General features: G+C 49.8%; 23 protein-coding genes. 18 read left to right on the top strand and 5 right to left on the bottom strand.

Features of this window, described 5'->3' with window-relative positions; all coding sequences use genetic code 11:
- Positions 1-2: 2 nt before the first annotated feature.
- Positions 3-524, bottom strand: coding sequence for a GspH/FimT family pseudopilin (locus AC2T0J_RS23660; protein WP_489808153.1), 522 nt, complete (start codon positions 522-524; stop codon positions 3-5).
- 201 nt (positions 525-725) lie between these two features.
- Here AC2T0J_RS23660 and AC2T0J_RS23655 point away from each other — a divergent pair, with 201 nt between their 5' ends.
- The 5 genes from AC2T0J_RS23655 to AC2T0J_RS23635 are packed head-to-tail and all read left to right on the top strand — an operon-like array spanning position 726 to position 7,327.
- Complete coding sequence (locus AC2T0J_RS23655; RefSeq protein WP_489808152.1) at positions 726-1,373, top strand: pilus assembly protein PilV; 648 nt, start codon at positions 726-728, stop codon at positions 1,371-1,373.
- Entirely contained in the window at positions 1,370-2,218 is an 849-nt protein-coding gene (locus AC2T0J_RS23650; RefSeq protein ID WP_489808151.1) for a PilW family protein, read from the top strand. Before AC2T0J_RS23655 ends, AC2T0J_RS23650 begins: the two co-directional genes overlap by 4 nt.
- The gene (locus tag AC2T0J_RS23645) at positions 2,215-2,790 is read left to right on the top strand and encodes a pilus assembly PilX family protein (protein ID WP_489808150.1); all 576 of its coding nucleotides are present in this window, start codon (positions 2,215-2,217) and stop codon (positions 2,788-2,790) included. The genes AC2T0J_RS23650 and AC2T0J_RS23645 overlap by 4 nt, the downstream gene beginning before the upstream one ends.
- Positions 2,790-6,860, top strand: a complete 4,071-nt coding sequence (locus tag AC2T0J_RS23640) for a PilC/PilY family type IV pilus protein (protein ID WP_489808149.1) — start codon at positions 2,790-2,792, stop codon at positions 6,858-6,860. Before AC2T0J_RS23645 ends, AC2T0J_RS23640 begins: the two co-directional genes overlap by 1 nt.
- 5 nt (positions 6,861-6,865) lie before the next feature.
- Positions 6,866-7,327, top strand: coding sequence for a type IV pilin protein (locus tag AC2T0J_RS23635; protein ID WP_489808148.1), 462 nt, complete (start codon positions 6,866-6,868; stop codon positions 7,325-7,327).
- A gap of 6 nt (positions 7,328-7,333) precedes the next feature.
- Here the strand turns inward: AC2T0J_RS23635 and AC2T0J_RS23630 are convergent, their stop codons facing one another.
- A complete protein-coding gene (locus tag AC2T0J_RS23630; protein ID WP_489808147.1) occupies positions 7,334-7,891 on the bottom strand; it encodes a GspH/FimT family pseudopilin in 558 nt (185 codons plus the stop codon).
- Between the two features lie 193 nt (positions 7,892-8,084).
- Here AC2T0J_RS23630 and nadE point away from each other — a divergent pair, with 193 nt between their 5' ends.
- Positions 8,085-8,918 carry an NAD(+) synthase gene (nadE, locus tag AC2T0J_RS23625; RefSeq protein ID WP_489808146.1) on the top strand — a complete coding sequence of 278 codons (834 nt, stop codon included), beginning with the start codon at positions 8,085-8,087 and terminating at the stop codon, positions 8,916-8,918.
- Between the two features lie 6 nt (positions 8,919-8,924).
- A complete protein-coding gene (locus AC2T0J_RS23620; protein WP_105935614.1) occupies positions 8,925-9,263 on the top strand; it encodes a P-II family nitrogen regulator in 339 nt (112 codons plus the stop codon).
- A gap of 86 nt (positions 9,264-9,349) precedes the next feature.
- On the opposite strand, the gene AC2T0J_RS23615 is transcribed toward AC2T0J_RS23620, so the two are convergent.
- Positions 9,350-9,829 (bottom strand): FKBP-type peptidyl-prolyl cis-trans isomerase, encoded by a 480-nt coding sequence (locus AC2T0J_RS23615; protein WP_489808145.1) that lies wholly within the window; start codon positions 9,827-9,829, stop codon positions 9,350-9,352.
- A 52-nt stretch (positions 9,830-9,881) separates the two neighbouring features.
- Positions 9,882-10,859, bottom strand: a complete 978-nt coding sequence (ygfZ, locus tag AC2T0J_RS23610; RefSeq protein WP_489808144.1) for a CAF17-like 4Fe-4S cluster assembly/insertion protein YgfZ — start codon at positions 10,857-10,859, stop codon at positions 9,882-9,884.
- Between the two features lie 272 nt (positions 10,860-11,131).
- Between ygfZ and AC2T0J_RS23605 the strand changes: the two genes are divergently transcribed.
- From AC2T0J_RS23605 to AC2T0J_RS23595, 3 genes are read left to right on the top strand one after another with little or no spacing between them, the layout of a single operon-like run.
- The gene (locus tag AC2T0J_RS23605) at positions 11,132-11,383 is read left to right on the top strand and encodes an FAD assembly factor SdhE (RefSeq protein ID WP_489808143.1); all 252 of its coding nucleotides are present in this window, start codon (positions 11,132-11,134) and stop codon (positions 11,381-11,383) included.
- 31 nt (positions 11,384-11,414) lie between these two features.
- A complete protein-coding gene (locus AC2T0J_RS23600) occupies positions 11,415-11,789 on the top strand; it encodes a protein YgfX (RefSeq protein ID WP_489808142.1) in 375 nt (124 codons plus the stop codon).
- Entirely contained in the window at positions 11,790-12,632 is an 843-nt protein-coding gene (locus AC2T0J_RS23595) for a MaoC family dehydratase (RefSeq protein ID WP_489808141.1), read from the top strand.
- Between the two features lie 18 nt (positions 12,633-12,650).
- Here AC2T0J_RS23595 and nadB read toward each other — a convergent pair whose 3' ends face one another.
- Complete coding sequence (nadB, locus tag AC2T0J_RS23590) at positions 12,651-14,333, bottom strand: L-aspartate oxidase (protein ID WP_489808140.1); 1,683 nt, start codon at positions 14,331-14,333, stop codon at positions 12,651-12,653.
- 226 nt (positions 14,334-14,559) lie between these two features.
- Between nadB and rpoE the strand changes: the two genes are divergently transcribed.
- The 8 genes from rpoE (at position 14,560) to era (ending at position 21,833) form a co-directional block, all read left to right on the top strand.
- On the top strand, positions 14,560-15,138 hold the full coding sequence (gene rpoE / locus AC2T0J_RS23585) for an RNA polymerase sigma factor RpoE (protein ID WP_489808139.1): 579 nt from the start codon (positions 14,560-14,562) through the stop codon (positions 15,136-15,138).
- A 97-nt stretch (positions 15,139-15,235) separates the two neighbouring features.
- The gene (locus AC2T0J_RS23580) at positions 15,236-15,838 is read left to right on the top strand and encodes a sigma-E factor negative regulatory protein (protein WP_489808138.1); all 603 of its coding nucleotides are present in this window, start codon (positions 15,236-15,238) and stop codon (positions 15,836-15,838) included.
- A 5-nt stretch (positions 15,839-15,843) separates the two neighbouring features.
- Positions 15,844-16,902, top strand: coding sequence for a MucB/RseB C-terminal domain-containing protein (locus AC2T0J_RS23575; protein WP_489808137.1), 1,059 nt, complete (start codon positions 15,844-15,846; stop codon positions 16,900-16,902).
- A gap of 1 nt (position 16,903) precedes the next feature.
- Positions 16,904-17,353, top strand: coding sequence for a SoxR reducing system RseC family protein (locus AC2T0J_RS23570; protein WP_489808136.1), 450 nt, complete (start codon positions 16,904-16,906; stop codon positions 17,351-17,353).
- Positions 17,354-17,532: 179 nt separating this feature from the next.
- A complete protein-coding gene (lepA, locus tag AC2T0J_RS23565) occupies positions 17,533-19,329 on the top strand; it encodes a translation elongation factor 4 (protein WP_489808135.1) in 1,797 nt (598 codons plus the stop codon).
- Positions 19,329-20,231 carry a signal peptidase I gene (gene lepB / locus AC2T0J_RS23560; protein ID WP_489808134.1) on the top strand — a complete coding sequence of 301 codons (903 nt, stop codon included), beginning with the start codon at positions 19,329-19,331 and terminating at the stop codon, positions 20,229-20,231. Before lepA ends, lepB begins: the two co-directional genes overlap by 1 nt.
- Positions 20,231-20,914 (top strand): ribonuclease III, encoded by a 684-nt coding sequence (gene rnc, locus AC2T0J_RS23555; protein WP_489808133.1) that lies wholly within the window; start codon positions 20,231-20,233, stop codon positions 20,912-20,914. The genes lepB and rnc overlap by 1 nt, the downstream gene beginning before the upstream one ends.
- Positions 20,907-21,833, top strand: coding sequence for a GTPase Era (era, locus tag AC2T0J_RS23550; protein ID WP_489808132.1), 927 nt, complete (start codon positions 20,907-20,909; stop codon positions 21,831-21,833). The genes rnc and era overlap by 8 nt, the downstream gene beginning before the upstream one ends.
- Positions 21,834-21,837 lie beyond the last annotated feature (4 nt).

Raw genomic sequence — 21,837 nt, 5'->3', positions numbered from 1 at the left:
AGTCAGCACTTTTTATAAGGGTGAACCGGCTGGTTAAGGGCGCAGATCCTGACCCGGCCGGTGTTGCTGACAATCACTTTGTAGGACTCCAGAGTATTAGTGAGTGTCAGCGTGCCGGCATAGCCTTGTGCAAGTCCGCGTGGTGAAGAAAAGCGAGACTGATTATTGTGTGAAAATGTTGAGCCTGATAATAATGCAAAGCGATACTGTTCATAGGAAATAACTTTTTCCACACCTTCAACCGTACAACTGTTAGCCACCTGACAGTCGCAGTCAGTTTTATCGGTGATGCCCATACACCACTGATTGCCGGTAATCATATCCACGACTACTGTTTGCTGACGGGTGACTGCGTGGCTGCGAGCCCCTTGCATCTGAAAATAAACCGACTGAATAGCCCCCTTTAACTCAACGCTTTTAATCATATTGGCAAAGCCGTGTAACCCCTGACTGGCAATGATTGCGATGATGGCAACCACCATAAGCAGTTGCGTTAGTGAAAATCCGTGAATCTTTACCCTCATTCTTCAATCCTATAGATTACCGGTTTGAAATATCAGTGTAGCGGGTGAGTCGCTCCACATAAGCTGACCATAAGCAGGTAATTTAATTAACAAACCCTTTCTGTTGGTATTCTGAAGTTATTCATATCTATACCTAATACCATGCTCAGGTAACCATAAATAAAAGAAATACGAAGCTTAATTGGGTACCATGGAGAACTAATGCAGGAGACACTAATGGGCAGAGCGCAGCCAAAGCAACATAATATGGTAAAGCAAGCCGGAGTCGGTATGGTCGAAATTCTGGTTAGCCTGTTTGTGCTTACTATTGGCTTGTTGGGCGTGGCATCCCTGCAGTTTACCGGTACGTTTAACAACGTACAGGCTGCCAGCCGAAGTCAGGCTGAACTGGTTGCCCGCTATGTTTCTGAACAGATGGTCAGTGCTACACAACCCGCCCAGGCCGACGATGGCTGGGAAGTCGATGATGCCTTCTTCAATACTGATTTCCTTAATTTTGAAACCCTTTCCTGCACCGACAGTAATCTCTATCAGTGTTACTGCCTGACGCTGCCTGCCACTATTCCAAATTGTAGAACAGGTAATTGTACCAGTGCAGAAATAGCCGAATACAGTGGCTGGGAAGCCAGTTGCCAGGCGGTTGGCAGTAATCCGAATATGCGTATCAGTGTCAGCTGTAATGATCGAGACAATGGTGACGCTAAAGCGTGTTCCAGCGGATCGCGGGTGACTATTGTCGTGAGCTGGCCGCTCAAAGCCGATAGCCAGACAAGTATTGCCAATGATAGCCGCTGTGCTGCAGGCGCTGATGTCAACCGGGCCTGCGTGGTAAAAGAGGTCACGTTGTGAAATCCCAGTCCGGTTTTTCATTGATTGAGTTAATGATTAGCCTGGTGCTGGGGCTGATCATTCTGACGGGGGTTATTCAGGTATTTGTCAGTACCCGGGCAACCAATTCGCTCAACCAGGCAATCGCCGAAGTTCAGGAATATGGTCGGTATATAACGCTGCGCTTCCAGGATGAACTGCGTGAAGTAGGACGCTACGATCTCACTACCGCTAATATTGATAATTCCACCGATCTGGTGCTCGAGTCCAGTTTTGTCCTACGCCAACCGGTAGCCATTGCTGGTGACTATGTGGCTGCGGCAACGCTGGGCAGTATCGAGGCTACTGGTACCGGCAGCGATGAGCTGGTGGTCAATTTGCTCGCCGAACAGGACTGTACCGGAAATCGCTTTGGTACCACTGCGCCTCAGCAATTGCACATCGTCAATCACTACTTTGTAGAGAATGAGCAGCTTAAGTGTATGGGGTATAACGGTCGCTATTTACGCGGCGTCAGTGGTAATCCGACACCGAGTACAGAAATTGTATTGCTCGACGGAGTAGACAGTCTGCAGGTGGAGTATGGCTTGTCTGGTGATGTAAACGATAACGATGGCAGGGTGGTTACTTACGTGGATGGTAGCGGGCTTAACAATGCTCGTCTGGCTAATCAACAGGTAGTGGCCATTCGTTTGGCGCTGTTGCTAAAAAGCGCCCCTATCAATATTCAAACCATGGCCAATGATCAGGTAAAACTGCTGTCTGAAGCGCCGGTAACGCTGGACAAACAGCATTACTATCAGGTGTTCACAGTATCCGTTGCACTGCGTAACAGCCTGAATTATGTCGGGAGTGCCGTATTATGAAGAACTCGCAACAGGGTATGGTGCTGGTGTTTGCACTCATTATGCTGCTATGTGTCACCTTATTAGGTGTGGCCGCCGTGAGCAGCAGTTTGTCGCAGTCAAAAATGGCCAGCGCCGTTCAGGCTCAGGGGTTAACTTTTGACGCTGCCGAGGCGGCAATCGCCGGTGTGGTTTTTGAAGCAGAAGACAAAATTATCCTTGCTGATGTGAATCTGGACGATCCGCTTACTGCGGCACGTCAGGGCGTACAATTTAATCCCCAGACCGATACACTGGAATGCGTTAATGATACTGACTGGATCAATCGTCAGTTAACCAGTGCAGGCCTGAAAAAAGGTCAGCAAAATACTGCTACCGGCAATTTTCACAGTCAGCCTGATGTAGCCAGTTGGTCACGCACGGCGTTCGTACAGGAAAAGCCTTGTCGGGGGTCCAGCAATGTTATTGGCAGCGGAGGATTACGTTGTCACGTTTTTGTGGTGCGCGGGTGTGGACAGATTGATGGTAAACGAACTATCACCGCGAATTCACTGACTGTAGCCGTATTTGGTCCTTCATCGGAGGCACAATAATGAAACGACATTCCCCGGCCTGGCTGTTCAGCCTTTTTCTATGTGTCGTCGCGCAACATGCCAGCGGTGATGACCTGGATATTTTTATCGGAACCTCCAACGCTGCACAAACCTATAATCCCAATGTACTGTTTATTATGGATACTTCCGGCAGTATGGGAAGTAAAGACTATGGTACAGAGTCGCGCATGTTGCGCGTACAAAATGCACTAAAGGATGCCCTGGCATCGGCCACCAATATTAATGCGGGGTTGATGCGCTTTTCGGATTACGGCGGGCCCATTCTTTACCCCACCATGGATATCGACAGAACCATTGATGCACAGTTGAGTAGCTCTACCAATGCATCTGCCAACGACGGCTACGAACTGGCCTCCTCGGTATATACCGGCACGGATGAAGTGTTGATCAGCTTTGCTACCTCACCGGTGACCTCGGCCTTTCGTTTTGCCGATTTGAATATACCGCAGGGAGCAACCATTACTTCCGCTTACCTCAAATTTACTTCCGCACAGTACAATATAGCCAGTACCAATATCACCATTGCCGGAGAGTTGGTGGGTGATAGCTCTGCGCTATCCGGCGCTGCCAGCTCAATCAGTAGTAAAACGCAAACCAGCGCCGTGGTTGACTGGAGTTCCGACAATGATTTTCCGTCTGATGGGGATGAAGTCAGCTCACCGGATATTGCCCCGGTTATCCAGGAAATCATCAATCAGAGTAGTTGGTGTGGTAACAATGCCCTGACGGTATTGGTCAATGGTGAGGGCACCAGTACGGCCAGTAACCGTCGCGTGATGGCCTACGACGATGGCACCGGTACCGCTCCGCAACTGGTCATTTCCTACGACCAGACCACTGCTACCGGCTGCGTTGCCGGCAGCGCGCAATACCAGATAGCGGACACCTATGACAACGTAGAGGAAGCCACCAACGGTTGGGAGTCCACCGGGCGTGAACTGACCTTCCGGGACAGTTCGAACAATTACATTGGATTACGCTTTACTGATGTGAATATTCCTCAGGGGGCAACGGTAACCAACGCTTACCTGGAGTTTACCGCTTATGATACCGATACCAGAAATGGTGCCTCCATGCTTATCAGAGGTATCGATCGGGATGACATCGGTAATTTCAGAAATCATCGTCGAAATGACTTACGGGATATCGGTAAAACCGGTGGTGTGACATGGAATATTCCTGACTTCAGGCGCAACAGGACTTATCAGACCGGTGATTTAAGCAGTATTATCAATGCGATTGTTGGCCGAAGTGGCTGGCAGGCGGGCAATGCTCTGGGCTTTGTGTTGAGTGACTTTGACGAATTGCGGGGAGCCTACTCATACAGTGGTAAACCTTCCAGGGCACCCAGGCTTTATATTGAATTTAACGGTAATGCCACTGCCGGCAACAGCCTTTCGGTTCGGGATTTGCTGATTAGTCAGGTCGATGACCTGTCGGCCAACGGCTTGACGCCCATTGTTGATACCCTTTACGAAGCGGCCTTGTATTATGGTGGCCGGCAGGTGGATTATGGCCTGACCCGCGGGAACTCTTCGGTGTCTTCCAGTGTGCGTCGCAGTACGCGGGTCAGCCACCGCGATGCCTACAGCGGCGCAGATTCGGTGTTACCTTACGGTTGTGATCCAAGTAATTTAAGTGATTATGACTGTATCAATGAGTACATACCGGGCGGGGCTCAGTATGTGAGTCCGGTTACCGATTTACAGTGCCAGACCAACAACCATATTGTGCTGCTCTCAGACGGGGAAGCTAATAATAATCACAGTGCGGCAAAAGTGCAGGCGTTGCTGAACAGCTCGTGTCAGAACGCCAGTTCTGGTGAATTCTGTGGACTGGACTTAGTGGCTAATATCAGCAAAGCCGCCACCTCGGTCATTGGCCCCAAAGTAACAACCCATACCATCGGCTTTGCGGCTAATAATAACGCCAATAATTTTCTCTATCGACTGGCTTTGCATAGTGGTGGCGGGTTCTACACGGCAAATAACTCCACCGATCTGCTGAATGCCTTTGAGACCATATTAAGGGCTGTAAAAGACGTTAATGCAACGTTTGTATCTCCCGGGGTGGCAGTAAATCAGCTCAACCGATTGACTCATCAGGACGAGCTTTATTACGCGCTGTTTAAACCGGCCGAAGGTACTCTGTGGCCGGGCAACCTGAAAAAGTATCGGATTTCCGGAGATACCGTGTACGATCAAAACGGGTTGGCCGCCATAGATTCCAATACCGGTTTCTTTGCCGACAGTTCGCACAGTTACTGGTCGCTGTTTCAGGACGGTGCGGATGTCAGAGAAGGGGGCGCTGCATCGCTGTTACCGTTAACCCGAAATGTCTACTTTTTTGATGGCCCGGGCGGCATTGTTTCGAGTGCTAATCAGGTACATGAAAATAACAGTGCAATTACTACTACCACTATGGACACAGATGGTGAAGCCGATCCGCAGGGACTGCGCGATATCCTGCTCAAGTGGACACGGGGCGTTGATATCAAAGACTATGATGGCGATGGCAATATTACCGAATCCCGTTTGCAAATGGGCGATCCCATTCACTCCCAACCGGTGATCGTTAACTATGGTAATGATGATTCGGTGATATTTATTGCTACAAACCATGGTTTCCTGCATGCCTTTGATGCAGAAACCGGTGCTGAATATTATTCGGTGACGCCTAAATCCCTGCTCTCCAATATCAAGGATTTTTATCAGGATAACTCCAGTTATCGCCATATTTACGGACTGGATGGCCATATGGTCTTACGCGAATTCAACAATAAAAAATACCTGTATGTGGGCATGCGACGTGGTGGCCGAGATTATTACGTGTTTGATATCACAAGCAAAACCTCACCTTCTTTGGTCTTTAAAATCGAAGGAGGCAGCGCCGGGCTGGATAAACTGGGGCAAACCTGGTCTCGGCCTATCATTGCTAAAATGAAGATGGGCGGTACCGCTTACAATGTCCTGATTGTTGGTGGGGGGTATGATGAAACCCAGGATACTAATCAGGTTAAAACCGCCGATGCGGTGGGTAATGCCGTAATGATATTTAATGCCGACACCGGTGCTTTGTTATGGCAGGCATCGAACAGTGGCGCAGATCTCAATTTATCTGAAATGCAGTATTCGATTCCGGGTCATATTGCGGCTATCGATCGTGACAGTGATGGCTTTGTGGATCACCTGTACGCTACCGATATGGGCGGCCAGGTGTTCCGCTTCGATGTGTATAACGGTAAGTCCGGTAGCGACTTTATCAAAGGCCAGCGGATTGCCGATTTGGCTGGGTCTGGCAATACGGATAATCGCCACTTTTATTATGGTGTCGATGTGGCTGAAGTCGCCCTTGGTAGCAGTAATTTTTACGCGGTAGTGGTGGGCAGTGGCTGGCGGGCCAATCCTCTTGATGAAGTGGTAAATGATCGCTTTTATATGATTAAGGACACGGGCGTATTTTTGCCTGATACCAATGGCGACTTTACGTTCCCAACTACGATTACCGAAGCCGACTTATATGATGCAACCAGCCATCATCTGACCAATAGCAATGACGCTACCCGGGAACTGGCCATTACTGAATATGAAAGCAAGCAGGGCTGGTATCTGCAAATGCAGACCGCTGGCGAAAAAATTCTTTCCTCCCCCGTTATTGTTAATTACAAGGTGTTTTTCACCAGTTACGTGCCAGCCGCAAGCAGCACCAGTGCCTGCGCGCCGCCGGCGGGTAACAGCCGGGCTTATCTGGTGAACCTGGTTGACGGCAACGCAGTGGGCGACCTCAATGGCGATGATGAGCTTGACCAAAATGATCGCTTTGCAACGTTGACCCAAACCGGTATTGCCCCTGATACTAAGATCCTTATCGAAGATGCAACCAATCCTACCATCTGTTTGGGGACCGAGTGCGTATCAGCAGTTGTGCCGGTGGATGAAGATGGCAACGAAGAGGCCTGTGTGTCGGATTTTGAATGCCTGAGCCAGAATATTTTTGGTCGCTACCAACGCGTGATGCGTGGCAGCTGGTCAACTGACGTGGAGCAATAATTGTTATGACCAAGCCGTCAGGGTTTACCTTAATCGAAGTCATGATTGCCGTAGTCATTGTCGGCATTATTGCCGCTATTGGCTATCCTTCGTACCAGTCAATGATGGTCAGGACTAACCGAAGTGCGGCCCAGGCTGATCTGATGAGCTTTGCCTCGGCAATGGAGCGGCATTATGCCACCACATTCAGTTATGCCGGCGCCGCCACTGGCGGCAGTAATACTGGTACGCCAGCCGTGTTTGCGCCGCATTCACCCTCCAGCGAACCGACAGCTAAGAAAAAGTACACCCTGACTATTCATGCCGTCAGTGCAGATGGCAGCAGTTATGAGTTGCGGGCGGTACCGGTCAGTGGCAGTCCACAGGCTGGCGATGGTACCTTGTATTACTTCAGTGACGGGCGAAAAGCCTGGGATAAGAATAGTGATGGCAGTATTGGCAGCAGCGAATACTGCTGGTCTTGCTAACGCGGTTTAACTGCAGGTTAAAGCCGCACCGGCGTGGTTCTCATTAATGCCGTCGTCGTCTGAGTCCTGGGCAATGGCGATTTTACCGTAGCCATTGATAATCAGGCCAACCGCCTTATCGGCTTTACTGGTGTCATCGCAAATAGTGAACGTTGTGGTGACATTGGCGCCGCCTCTAACGTCAAATACAAGTGCTTTAGAGGGCGCGTTAATTTTAACACTGCCATGCAGCTTTTCGGTAGAACTCAGTAATGTTTCATTTGTGCCACGTTTTCCGTTGCCGTCAATGTCATAAAAAGCCATGCTCGGGTAAGTCCAGTTACTGATACAGTTCGTATAATCTTGCGAAGGGCATACGACCACTTCGGTTTGCTCTTCCATGGCTTTAAAGCGGGCAAGGCGGGTCAGTGCGCTAAGTTCATTGATCTCTTTGGTCAGTATAGAATGGTTGATGAATCCGCGGGCGCCAGGCACCACCACGCCAGCAATAATACTTAGCACAGCAACGGTCACCATAAGTTCGATCAGTGTATAGCCTGAGTGTCGCATAGAAAGCATCTTCATACAGTTGATTCTCACTGTAGTTTAACGTACAACCGGATCTATTGTTTATGAAAATAAACACCTAAGTATCGCTGTACGGGTGATTCGACATCACAATGTGGGTTAACACTGGTGGTTGGTATAAAGCCTGCTGACAACATGGCGCTTTTTAACGTAGACTGTATACAAGTTATAGAGAACTCTGGATTATCTAATGGATAAACAAGCGGTTATTGAGGAAATGAAAGTATTGCCCACGATTGACGTGGCCTACGAAGTTACCCGACGGGTAGGGTTTATTAAGCAACAACTCAAGCAGTCGGGGATGAATGCCCTGGTACTTGGCATCAGTGGCGGGATCGATTCCTGCACACTGGGGCGACTGGCACAACTGGCTATCGATGAGCTCAATCAGGAGCATCATGAAAAGTACCAGTTTGTGGCGGTACGTTTGCCTTACAACGTGCAGGCTGACGAAGAAGACGCCCAGTCGTCCATTGATTTTATTCAACCTACCCGGTCTATTGCAGTGAATGTGCAGCCCGGGGCAGATGCGACTCACCAGGAAACGTGTTCGGCATTAACCGCGGCGGGTCTGTTGCCAGCCGATGAGAGCAAGCAGGACTTTGTAAAAGGTAACGTTAAAGCCCGTACCCGAATGGTTATTCAGTATGAAATCGCTGGTATGGTTGACGGACTGGTGCTGGGTACCGACCATTCTGCTGAAAATATTACCGGCTTTTACACCAAGTACGGTGATGGAGCCTGTGATTTAGCGCCGTTGTTTGGCTTAAGTAAACGTCAGGTTCGTCAGGTAGCTGAGCATCTGGGGGCGCCGGCAAAAATTATTCATAAGGCGCCAACCGCCGACCTGGAAACCTTATCGCCACAGAAAGCCGATGAACAGGCATTAGGACTGACTTACGACCAGATTGATGATTTTCTCGAAAATAAACCGGTTGCAGCGGAAGTCTCTGAAAAGTTACTGTATATTTATAAACGTACACAACATAAACGTGTACCCATTCCTACTATTTACGATGAGTAAACGACGATGAAAAAAATTGAAGCAATCGTTAAGCCGTTTAAACTCGACGACGTTAGAGAAGCGCTTGCCGATGTGGGTATTGCCGGCATGACGGTAACCGAAGTCAAAGGCTTTGGGCGTCAGAAAGGCCATACCGAGTTGTACCGGGGAGCTGAATACCAGGTCGACTTTTTACCAAAAGTAAAAATTGAAATCGTGCTTGATGATGAGCGGGTGGAGCTGGCCGTAGAAACCATTCTGAAATCGGCCAAAACCGGTAAAATTGGCGACGGTAAAATCTTTATCTATTCTGTGGAAGAGGCGATTCGTATTCGTACCTCTGAGCAGGGCGACGAAGCGATTTAATCCCGCGACGTTAAATGCCAACAAAAAAGGAGTGCTTGCGCACTCCTTTTTGCTTTTTTCCCTTTCAGGTCGGCTCCGGGCATTGTCTAGTGATTGCAGCCACCTTTGCCGTGAACATGGCCGTGGGCCAGTTCATCTTCAGTGGGCTCACGGACATCGAGCACTTCCACTTCAAAAGATAAAGCGATACCTGCCAGTGGGTGATTACCGTCGATGATCACTTCGTCATCTGTTTTCTCAATCACAATTACCGACTGCTCGCCGGCGTCGGTGGTCGCGCGAAATTGCATGCCCGGTTCGACTTCCATACCATCAAACATCGAGGCGGGTACTGCCTGCACCAGATGATCAAGACGTTCACCATAGGCTTTCTCCGGAGCAACGGTGACATCAAATTTTTCACCGGCGGCTTTACCCTGCAGGGCCTCTTCAAGACCACTGATTAAAAAACGACTGCCAAGCAGTGCGGATAATGGCTCTCCACCGGTGGATGAATCGAGTTCGGTACCATCTTCGGTGCTTACGGTGTAGTGCAGGGTTACTACACTGTTTTGCGAAATCTGCATAATCTCTGCCTTTTCGGAGGTTGTAAAAATAAATATACGCCGTGCGCCTTATTTAGAGCGTATACGGCAAGTCACAATGAATCAACTCCAATGCCGGATTAGTTGACAGTCTGAAGCTATCTTCGGGGCTGGTGGTGTTATTAACCACGGCCAGCAGCCAGGTTTCCTCACCCAGCACCGCCGCACGCAGAATGGTGCCCCCCGAGCGCCAGTGCTCGCCGGCCTGCTTTTCAAGTTTGGCAGTTTCAATCTCATCACAAGCCTCGGGCAACTTAAATATCATCGCGGCCCGCTTGTTTCTGCCCAGATAACGGGTACGGGCAACCACTTCCTGGCCCATGTAGCAGCCCTTGTTAAAGTCGATAGCGTTCAGTGCCTGCAGGTTCATCATCTGTGGTACGTACTGATTAATCTGTTCTTCGCTGGTCAGTGCGGGGATGCCGCTGGCAATGTCGAGTGCTGTGGCCGCCGTTTCTTCGAACAGGGGGAATTTAGCACCACTAGCTGCCTGGACGAATGCTGCTGAAGCATCTTTGTTCAGGGCAAGCAGGACGGTATCAACGGGATAATCCAACGCGATACAGAAGCCTGAATCAGACTCGACCATGGACATCGGACTATCAGGCAAGGTTGCAAAATCGCTTTCCAGTAGCGCAGTGGTTTGCTTTCCCCGTAGCAGGTAAAAATCAAAGTTTTCTGTTTCTGAAGTTATATCAATCTTTGAAAATACGCCGTATTTTTTAAGCTGCTCAACCGATGCGTCAACCGCGGTACTGCCTGCAATCAGATACAGGGCAGAGGCGCCATTGGCCACCAGGCTGACGCTCCAGCTTTTGCCTTTAAAATCACAGTGTGCGCTGCGTCGCACGGTTGCCTCAGTCATCTTATTCACATCAATGGTCAACTGACTATGCAGAAAGGTTTTGGCATCATCGCCACTGACACCCACACAGGCCATCGATGGTAAAGCCACGACTAAATTATCGGGAAAAGCATCCAGTTTAGGGGGGAGTGGGGAGTACGATTGCATAGTGATATTAACGCCTGATGTTTTAACTAATCTGCTGGTGTATATGAGGGGCACCGGCCAGAAGATCAAGGGGGTGGTTACTTGTTGTTCCGAGTCGGTCAAGTCTCGCGCCACGGGCCGGATAATAGCCACTGGATAGCGCGCCAATACTGACCCTTGGGTAAACGGTAGTACAATCCCTATCTTGTAAAGTGGCGCCTTCTGGCCAGTATCAACCTGTCTCTAACCGTGTTATATTTGCCACCATGACTATTTCATACAATCAACCGGTTATGTTTACTGCAAAACGTTATGCACGATTGAAATGGGCCTGCCGCCGCGGCATGCTGGAGCTGGATGTACTGTTACAGCCATTTGTTGAAGAAGCGTTTAACGATCTGTCTGAACAGGACAAGGAAACCTTTGAACGGTTACTGACCTGTGACGACCCGGATCTGTTTGCCTGGTTTATGGGCCATCAGGCCTGTCAGGATCCTGAACTGGCCAGGATGGTCGATACAATTGTTAACCGGGTCAAAGTATAGCGTTATTCTGCAACCGCCGGTGCGCCAGTCAGTGTTTCGATGGGTGCTGGCCAGCGTGGCGGCAGTGATTATCATAGTGTTAACTACTACGCTCTGGTGGGCGATGGTTAGTGGATGTGTCAGTTTATGCCTGGTAATGTTCTGGCCTCTGAACGGCGAACTTTACCCACAATCCTGGATTGTCGATGAAGCCGGTGAAGGGTATACGGTTATCGACGGCTGTCAGGATAACCCTGGCAACTGGCAAATCAGCCCGCGCTCAAAGCTGCTTCCGGGGGCATTGTATTTGGTACGGTACTTTAAGCAGTCGCAGCGGTTTGAATCCTGCTGGCTTTTCCCCTGGCAGGTTCAGGACGAGGATTTCCGCCGACTCGCCAGGATTGTGTTTAGGCAAGGACAACTTTGAATGTTAGGACTTTATTTGCGGGCTGGGTTTAAAAAAGCCGCTGATATTACGCCGTCATCACTGGAAGGCTTGCAACGTGCCCCGGTGTTATGGCAGACCTTCTTACCCAGTGCACGTCACTACCAAAAATACTGTAAATTAGTGGCTTGGGGAAACCCGGTCAGGATGCATCCGTTCTACTGGCAGGTGCGCGGTCTTTCGTTGCAGTTGCGTTTGCTGACCCATGGCAAAAGCCCGTTCAAACTACTGGGACTGGTGCACTTGCAGAACCGCGTAGATGAGTATGCCGAATGCCGCACAGATATCCCTTGCGAGTTGGTGGCCCGGTTTGGCACCGTCTATCAGCATCGCCGTGGTTTGGCCGTAGACGTTACTGTTACCGGCAATCAGCGCGGCCAGCGAGTATATAGCGCAACCGGCACGTATCTGATGCAAACCTCATTGAAGCCTGGCCCGTTGCCCGCCTACGAGAGTGACATTACCGCGCCAGGTGAAACATCATCAGACATTACAGAATTAGCCTTCAATGCCGCTATGGTACGCCGGTATGCGAAACTGTCCGGCGATGTTAATCCAATTCACTTAAGTACTCTGACGGCAAAACTGTTTGGTTTTAAACGGGCAATTGTTCATGGCATGTACAGCGGCGCACAGGCCATTTCCGCGCTGGATAAGCTGGCCGAGCTGAATGGCAAAGCAGTGCGATTAGCGTTTAAAAGGCCGATGTTTGTGCCTGCAAAGGCCTTACTAGTCTGTGAACAAAGCGAAGAAAGTACCAATTTCGCGCTGGTTTCAACCGACCGGGAACAGGCGGAAACCTACTTCACCGGTCAGATTGGCTGACAGCACTACCGCCAGTGTTTAATGTTCGAAGCTGGTTAAATCACCCGGTTGCGGTGAGGAATTAGACGGCATGGGAGTTAAAATGGAGGGCGTAGCATTTTCTGCCCGTTCAGGGTAATCCTGATTGTAATGCAGTCCGCGACTTTCCTGACGCTGCATGGCGCAGCGGACTATCAGCTCAGCGACGGTCACCAGATTACGTAGCTCCAGTAAGTTATTGCTGACCCGAAAGTTGGAATAGTAATCACTGATTTCCTGTTCCAGTAACTTAATCCGGCGTATTGCTCTCTCCAGCCGTTTGGTGGTGCGCACAATGCCCACGTAATCCCACATAAACAAGCGTAACTCATGCCAGTTATGCTGAATAATAACCTCTTCGTCAGAGTCACTGACCTTACTTTCATCCCATGGCAGGATGGATTCTTCAGCCGGCGTTTCATCCAGTCGGGAAAGAATATGCTCAGCCGCTGAGCGGGCAAATACGATGCATTCCAGCAGTGAATTTGATGCCATACGGTTGGCACCGTGTAAACCGGTATAAGCCACTTCACCTACTGCGTAAACGTTATCCAGGTCGGTGCGTGCATTTAAATCGGTCATGACACCGCCGCAACTGTAGTGGGCTGCCGGAACAACCGGAATGGCCTCGCGGGTGATATCGATGCCCAGGGAGCGGCATTTTCGATAAATATTCGGGAAGTGTTTTACTATGAAGTCGGCGGGTTTATGACTAATGTCGAGATACATGCAGTCAGCGCCTAGTCGTTTCATTTCGTAGTCGATGGCACGTGCAACAATATCCCGCGGAGCGAGGTCTTTGCGTTCATCAAACTTTTCCATAAATGGCGTACCGTCAGCGTGAACCAGACGGGCGCCTTCGCCTCGCAATGCTTCGGTAATCAGAAAATTGCGAGCCTGGGGGTGAAACAAACAGGTAGGGTGGAATTGGTTAAATTCCATGTTGGCGACCCGGCACCCCGCCCGCCACGCCATGGCAATTCCATCACCACTGGCAATATCCGGATTCGAGGTGTACTGGTAAACCTTGCTGGCTCCACCGGTGGCCAGAGTTATAAACCGGCTGCGGATCACTTCGACCTGTTCCCGCTTACGGTTCCACACATACACGCCTTTGCAGCGGTTAGGGTTTTCCTGACTTTTGATCATATCAATGGCGTTGTAACGCTCAAAAATATGGATGTTAGGGTGCTGGGATACTGCTTCGTTGAGGGTAATTTGCAGGGCTTCGCCGGTTGCATCAGCTGCGTGCAGGATGCGCCGGAAGCTATGACCGCCTTCACGAGTGAGGTGATAGCGATTTTCGCCGTTATCGGTCTGTTCCTGGTCAAAAGGCACACCATGCTCGATTAACCATTCCATGGCGCTTTTGGCATTCTGCGCGGTAAAACGGACAACGTCTTCATCGCAAAGATAAGCGCCCGCTTCCAGTGTATCCTGGACATGGGACTCAATGGAGTCGCGCTCGTCAAACACCGCTGCAATGCCGCCCTGAGCGTAACGGGTGGAACCTTCGTTACAATCACTTTTACTAAGCAGAATAATGCGACAATAATTGGCCAGTGATAGGGCAAGGCTCATGCCCGCCGCGCCAGAACCGATAATTAAAACATCACAACTGTGCTCAACGTTAGCGTCAGCAGGTTGCTCCGGTGTTACAGGTGAAGAAGCATTTGAATTCATGTAATGTAAGGGTCACAATGCGTGATTTTCGGAAAGTCTAATAAAACTCGACGCAAACGTAAAAGAATAAACGTCTTTATGGCAATTATTTTACCGATATTTTGGGTGTTTGGCTTGAGAAAAGAAAAAAAGATCACATTCTTTGCGAACTTTTTAAAATATGCGAAGTCTACTCAATTGCTTGCATGAGCTATTTGGGAATTAGTCGGTAGGAGAAATGGCTCGAATGAGCGAGCAAATAACTGATCAACAGTTGGTTGAACGTGTTCAGCAAGGCGATAAAAACGCGTTTAATCTGCTGGTAACGCGCTATCAGCATAAAGTAATGCATTTGGTTTCGCGCTATGTGAAAAACACCGGGGATGTGGCAGACGTCACGCAGGATGCGTTTATTAAAGCGTATCGTGCGTTACCCAATTTCAGGGGCGACAGCGCATTTTACACTTGGTTATATCGTATAGCCGTGAACAGCGCCAAAAATTATTTGGTGGCTATCGGGCGTAAGCCGCCCGCCAATGATGTCGATGCTGAAGAAGCGGACTATTATGATGGCAGTGATGCACTGAAGGAGCATTCATCTCCCGAACGTAGCGTTCTGTCGGACGAATTAGAGGCGACTTTGTTTCGAGCCATGGAAAAATTGCCAGATGATTTACGAATGGCAATTACCTTGCGGGAAATAGAGGGGCTGAGTTACGAAGAAATTGCCAATGTAATGGCTTGTCCTGTAGGAACAGTACGTTCCAGGATATTCAGAGCACGGGAAGCTATTGATAAGGTCATTCAACCATTACTGGAAACCTGATATTGAGCTTTAGGGTCAGGATCGGGTACAGTAGAATATGACAAGGTTGCCTTATAACGATGAACAGTAATTAAGGCGTAACCAGGAAAAGTACTTTATGACGCAGCAACACGAAAAATTATCGGCTTTTATGGACGGCGAACTCGATGACAGCTGGTTTGTTGACAGCATTAAAAACGATAGTGAATCACTGGCAAAATGGCGTAGCTACCATGTAATTCGTAGTGGCTTACGTAAAGAAGCGTCGGTGATGCCGGAATTCGATATTACTGCCCAGGTTGCAGCCGCGCTGGAGCAAGAGGCAACAGTGTTAGCACCGAAGTCCAGATGGAAGTCGCTGCCAGTGGTGAATAAGGTAGTACCATTCCTCCGTCAGTCCGGACAACTGGCTGTGGCAGCGTCCGTGGCTGCTGCGGTAATCCTGGGCGTGCAGCAGGTCAATCAGCAACCAGCTGCGGAAGAGCCATTTACAACGTTCCAGACTCCTGTAATCCCTGGTATGCCACAAACGGGCATGGCACCGGTGAGCCTTGAACAAAGCAATATGGTACCTAACAATCGCTCAGGCGATACCGACGCACTGTTGCAGAAGCGCCGCCAGATTAATGCATTGCTAGCCGATCATGAGCAGCAGCTAAAACTTAAACAGGCAGAAGAACAGTCACAACAGGCAACGGAATCTGAGCCTAATCAGCCTTAACTACTATGCAAGCATTCATTGACGTAAAGCAACGCACTGCCCGGGCAGTGCGTTTGTTGTTTCTAACTACCTTAATTTCTGCCGCGCCTGCGGTCATTCAGGCTCAGGAAGGCTCGCAAAGCGAGCCTGAAAAGATAACCGAGCCAAATCTTGATCTCGCTGATGTTCCACGTCAAAACCTAAGCGGTTTAGAATGGCTGGAACGCTTAGCGGAAATAAACCGCAAGTCCAATTTTGAAGTGTCGTTTGTGCTCACCAGAGCCGGTCAGGAAATGACGCCATACTTGTGGCGACATGCCGTGTTGGAAGATGGCCTGGAAGCAGAGCAACTCAATCTGCAAAACGGACCAGGTCAGGAAATGATCCGGCTTGGTAACGTGGTCAGCGTGTTCGAGCCGGATGTACAGCCTTACAGCATATACGCCAGCGCTATCAGTGGGCCGCTGCCAAGCGATTTGTTGTATGACCCGGCAGCACTGACCGATGCTTATCAGTTTATTACTATCGGCCGCACCCGGGTTTCCGGTCGGGCTGCGCAGCAGTTGCGCATTGTCAGTCGCGATAACAAGCGTTACAACTATCAGGTATGGCTCGACGAAGAAACTGGCATGTTGTTAAAGATGGATATGGTTGATTTGCAGGGGTCGTTGCTGGAGCAAATCCAGGTGACTGCCGTGAATGTCAGCGAGCAACCGGCACCGTATTTTTCCCGAATTAACCCGCAAGCCCTGCCTGGCGCAGTTGCCATGACGCCAAAACCCCGTCAGCACCAGTGGGAAGTGAAATTTTTGCCGGTGGGAATGGATGAAATCAAGCGAGAAACCCGGCGCCTGGCCATGACTGGTCAGGTGGTAGAATACAAACTGTTCAGTGATGGCATGGTAGATGTATCGGTTTATGTGCAACCGGCCCAGGATTCACTCGACTCTGACGTGGTGCTGCGCCATTCAACCAACACGTTTTTATCGTTAACGAATGGTCAGGTGCAAATCACTATCATTGGCAAGATCCCGCCTCAAACTGCCTACGAAATTGCCCATTCGATTGGTGCGGCCGGAGAGTAACGTGATTACTGAAACGGCAACGGTCATTGGTGTGGAAGACGATTTAATTACGGTCAGCGCGTCGGTGAAGACTGGCTGCAGTCAGTGTCAGGTCAGTGCCGATTGCGGCACCAGCGCCGTAGCCAAGGCGTTCACGCCCCGCCAGCAAACATTGACCCTGCGCAGTCCATTGCCGGTTAAGACCGGCGATGTGGTGGTGATCGGGATCCCTGAACAAAAAGTCCTGCTGGCTTCCTGGCTGGTTTATATCGTGCCTCTGGTTACCCTGATTGGTGGCGTGATTGGATTGAATCAACTGACAAACTGGCACGAATTGGCAGTATTCGCTGTGGCTATACTGTTCTCAGGCGGCAGTGTGCGGTTGGTCGCGCGGTATATGGCGCAGGCCAAAACTGCCCGCTTTGAGCCGGTTATTGTCAGTCGGGTCGACGACAAAGCACAACCGGTTTAATCGGGGCGGTCAGTTGTTTGCAGGCAACGGCGACGATTTGTTGCTGTGATATTCGCTTTTAGTCCAATAAGTAGGTAAAATCCGCACCCTTGAAGGTGTCTGGCCGAACACGTCATTGTAATCGTTTATCACCCGCCAGACGTTTAAACGTAACAATTTGCAGGTAATTTCCAAGCATTATGCAGCATACGCACATTCGCAACTTCTCTATTATTGCGCACATTGATCATGGTAAGTCGACGTTATCAGACCGTTTGATCCAACATTGTGGTGGATTAACCGAACGTGAAATGGCAGCACAGGTTCTTGACTCCATGGATCTGGAAAGAGAGCGGGGAATTACCATTAAAGCGCAGAGCGTAACGCTCGATTATAAAGCCCAAGATGGTGAAACTTACCAGCTTAACTTTATCGATACCCCCGGCCACGTCGACTTCAGTTACGAGGTTTCCCGGTCCCTCGCGGCCTGTGAAGGGGCGCTGTTGGTGGTTGATGCCGGACAGGGCGTTGAAGCCCAGACCGTAGCTAACTGTTACACCGCTATCGATATGGACATGGAAGTGGTGCCGATCCTGAACAAAATTGACTTACCGCAGGCTGAGCCTGAGCGGGTAGCCGAAGAAATTGAAGATATTATTGGCATCGATGCCGTGGAAGCCGTGCGATGTTCGGCGAAAACCGGTATTGGTATTGAAGATGTGCTGGAAGTGATTGTAAAGCAGATCCCACCGCCGGAAGGCGACATTGATGCACCGCTGAAAGCGCTGATCGTTGATTCCTGGTTTGATAACTACCAGGGGGTGGTGTCACTGGTGCGCATCGTTGAAGGTGAGTTGAACGTTAAAGACAAGATTCAGATCATGTCGAACGGGCAGGTGCATCAGGCCGATAAAATTGGTGTGTTTACCCCTAAACCACTGGAGCGTAAAGTGTTGCGAGCCGGTGAGGTAGGGTTCATTATTGCCGGTATTAAAGAAATTCATGGTGCGCCGGTAGGCGATACCATTACTACCGCCAAAGCGCCTGCCGAGAAGATGTTACCTGGTTTTAAAAAGGTTAAGCCGCAGGTTTATGCCGGCTTGTTCCCGGTAAGCTCTGACGACTACGAAGATTTTCGTGATGCGCTGGCGAAACTAAGCCTTAACGATGCCTCATTGTTCTACGAGCCGGAAAGCTCCGCGGCATTGGGCTTTGGTTTCCGCGTCGGCTTTCTCGGCATGCTGCATATGGAAATCATTCAGGAGCGCCTGGAGCGTGAATACGATCTTGACCTCATCACGACTGCGCCAACCGTAAACTACGAAGTACTTAAAACCGATGGCACTGTTATGCAGGTGGATAACCCCTCCAAGTTACCAGCAGTGAATGATATTGAAGAAATTCGTGAGCCGATCGTAGAAGCCAATATTCTGGTTCCCCAGGAATACCTCGGTAGTGTTATTACGTTGTGCGTTGAAAAGCGCGGTAATCAGGTCAACATGAGTTATCACGGCAAACAGGTTGCGGTAACCTACGAGTTGCCGATGGCAGAGGTAGTGCTGGACTTTTTCGACCGCTTAAAGTCGACCAGTCGTGGTTTCGCCTCGCTGGATTATAACTTTAAGAAGTTTGTCAGCTCAGACATGGTGCGTCTGGACATTCTGATCAACGGTGAACGGGTGGATGCCCTGGCAGTGATTACTCACCGAGATAATGCGCAGTACCGGGGCCGGGATCTGGTTGAAAAGCTCCGTGAGCTAATCCCACGTCAGATGTTTGATATTGCTATCCAGGCCACCATTGGTAACCATATTATTGCCCGAAGCACGGTGAAACAGTTACGTAAAAACGTTATTGCTAAATGTTATGGCGGTGACGTAAGTCGTAAGAAGAAGCTGTTGCAGAAGCAAAAGGAAGGTAAGAAACGGATGAAGCAGGTGGGTAATGTGGAACTTCCGCAGGACGCATTCCTTGCAATACTTAAGGTATCTAAGTAATGGCAAATTATTTTTCAATTTTGTTGGTGGTGTTGACTCTGGGGTCGGGATTAATCTGGCTGGTGGACGCATTGGCGTTTGCGCCTAAGAGGAAGGCTCGCGGTATGGCACTCTCGGGAAATGGCGAATCGGCCTTGCCGCCAGAGGAAAAGTTGCCGTATATTGTAGATACGGCACAACAAATTTTCCCGGTAATCGCTTTTGTGCTGGTTCTTCGGTCGTTCTTGTATGAACCATTCCAGATCCCATCAGGTTCAATGATGCCGACCCTGTTGGTGGGGGATTTTATTCTGGTTGAAAAGTATGCCTACGGTCTTAAAGACCCGGTGTTCCGACATAAATTTATTGAAACCGGCACGCCCGAGCGTGGTGATGTTATAGTCTTCAAGTTTCCTGAAGATCCCTCCATAGACTATATTAAACGTGTGGTTGGATTACCAGGCGATACCGTTATTTATCGCAATAAACAAATATTCATTAAGCCAGCCTGTGATAACGGCCAGAATTGTGCGGAATTTAAGGCAATGCCTCAGGCGTTCGTCAGCGGTGGCGAGTTTGTGCAAAATCTGGCGCCGCTTAAACGTATCACCGAGACCCTCGGTGACGTGGAACACGACATTCTGCAGCATCCTATCTCAGAGGCGCATCCATCTAACTTTTATACTCAGCCTGGCACCAAAATGAACGAATGGATTGTGCCTGACAATCAGTACTTTGTGCTGGGTGATAACCGCGATAACAGCCGGGACAGCCGTTACTGGGGCTTTGTTCCGGATGAAAACCTGGTGGGTAAAGCAGTGGCTATCTGGATTAGTTTTGAATTTGAGCGCGCGTCTGACAGCTGGTTACCTTCATGGGTACCGTCAGGTGTTCGCTTTAGCCGGGTAGGTGGCATTCAATAATGATCGGAATCGATCGCTATGCCAGATTGTCCGAGCGACTTGGCTACCAGTTTAGTAATGATGAGTTACTCCAACAGGCTTTGACCCATCGCAGTGCTGCTAAGCAACATAACGAACGCCTGGAGTTTCTGGGCGACGCCGTACTGGGGATGGTAGTGGCGCAGGCGCTGTTTAAGCGCTTTCCAACCGTGCCTGAGGGCAAACTAACCCGCATGCGCTCCACACTGGTAAAAGGCGATACGCTGGCCGAGCTTGGCCGTGAGGCCGACGTTGGAGGGTTATTGATGCTGGGTCCGGGCGAGCTTAAAAGTGGCGGTCATCGACGCAGTTCTATTATTGCTGATGCTATGGAAGCCATCCTTGGAGCCATCTATCTTGAAGCTGGCCTGGAAACCACCACAGAAGTCATTCTGCGCTTGTGGCAAAGCCGCATCGATAAGCTCGATCCGAACGAACATCCTAAAGACGCTAAAACCCGTCTGCAGGAGTTTTTACAGTCCCGAAAGCTGCCGTTACCAGTTTATGAAGTGGTCGATATCAGCGGCAAGGATCATGACCAGACTTTTGTGGTGCACTGCCAGATAGAAACGCTGGGCAAGCCTATGAAAGGAACGGGAACAAGTCGGCGAAAGGCCGAACAACAAGCCGCACGGAACGCGCTGGAGAAATTAGACAATGACTGACCAGCAGTTGCCAGACATCCCAGAACCTAAAACCCGCTGCGGCCTGGTTGCCATTGTTGGTCGACCAAATGTGGGCAAGTCCACGCTGTTAAACCGTTTACTCGGGCAAAAAGTAAGTATTACCTCCCGTAAGCCGCAAACCACCCGACACCGGATTTTAGGGATTGATACCGAAGCGGATTGTCAAACTGTGTATGTGGACACGCCGGGCTTACACAGTGAAGAGAAGCGTGCCATCAACCGTTTAATGAACCGCGCGGCAACCAGTTCACTGGGCGAAGTGAGCCTTATCCTGTTTGTTGTGGAAGGTACCCGCTGGACCAGCGATGATGAGTTGGTACTAAGCCGCGTGCAGCAATCCGGTTTGCCTTGTATTCTGGTGGTAAACAAACAGGATAAAGTGGCCGATCCCGAGGCCCTTATAGCCCATTTACAGGTGTTGGCGCAAAAGCACCAGTTTGATGAAATTATTCCACTTAGTGCCAAGCAGGGCAAACAGGTAGAGGTGCTGCGTGAGTTAGTTCGTCAGCGCCAGCCAGCCAGTGAGTTTTATTTCCCTGAAGACTATATTACCGACCGTTCGAGCCGTTTTATGGCTGCCGAAATTATCCGTGAAAAGCTGATGCGCTATACCGGTGATGAGCTGCCCTATTCAACCACGGTTGAAATTGAGCAGTTTAAGCTGGGCGAAAATGGCGTTTACCGAATTAACGGTCTGATCCTCGTTGAGCGTGAAACTCAAAAACGCATGGTGATCGGAAAAGGCGGTAAGCACTTAAAAACCATAGGCGAACAGGCGCGGCTGGATATGGAGCGGTTGTTCGATAATAAGGTTTTCCTGGAACTGTGGGTGAAAGTGAAATCCGGTTGGGCCGACGATGAACGGGCTCTGCGTTCTTTAGGCTATGGTGAAGATTAATTAA

Source organism: Alteromonas sp. ISO5 (assembly GCF_058105165.1).
This window is presented reverse-complemented; position numbering and strand designations above follow the sequence as displayed.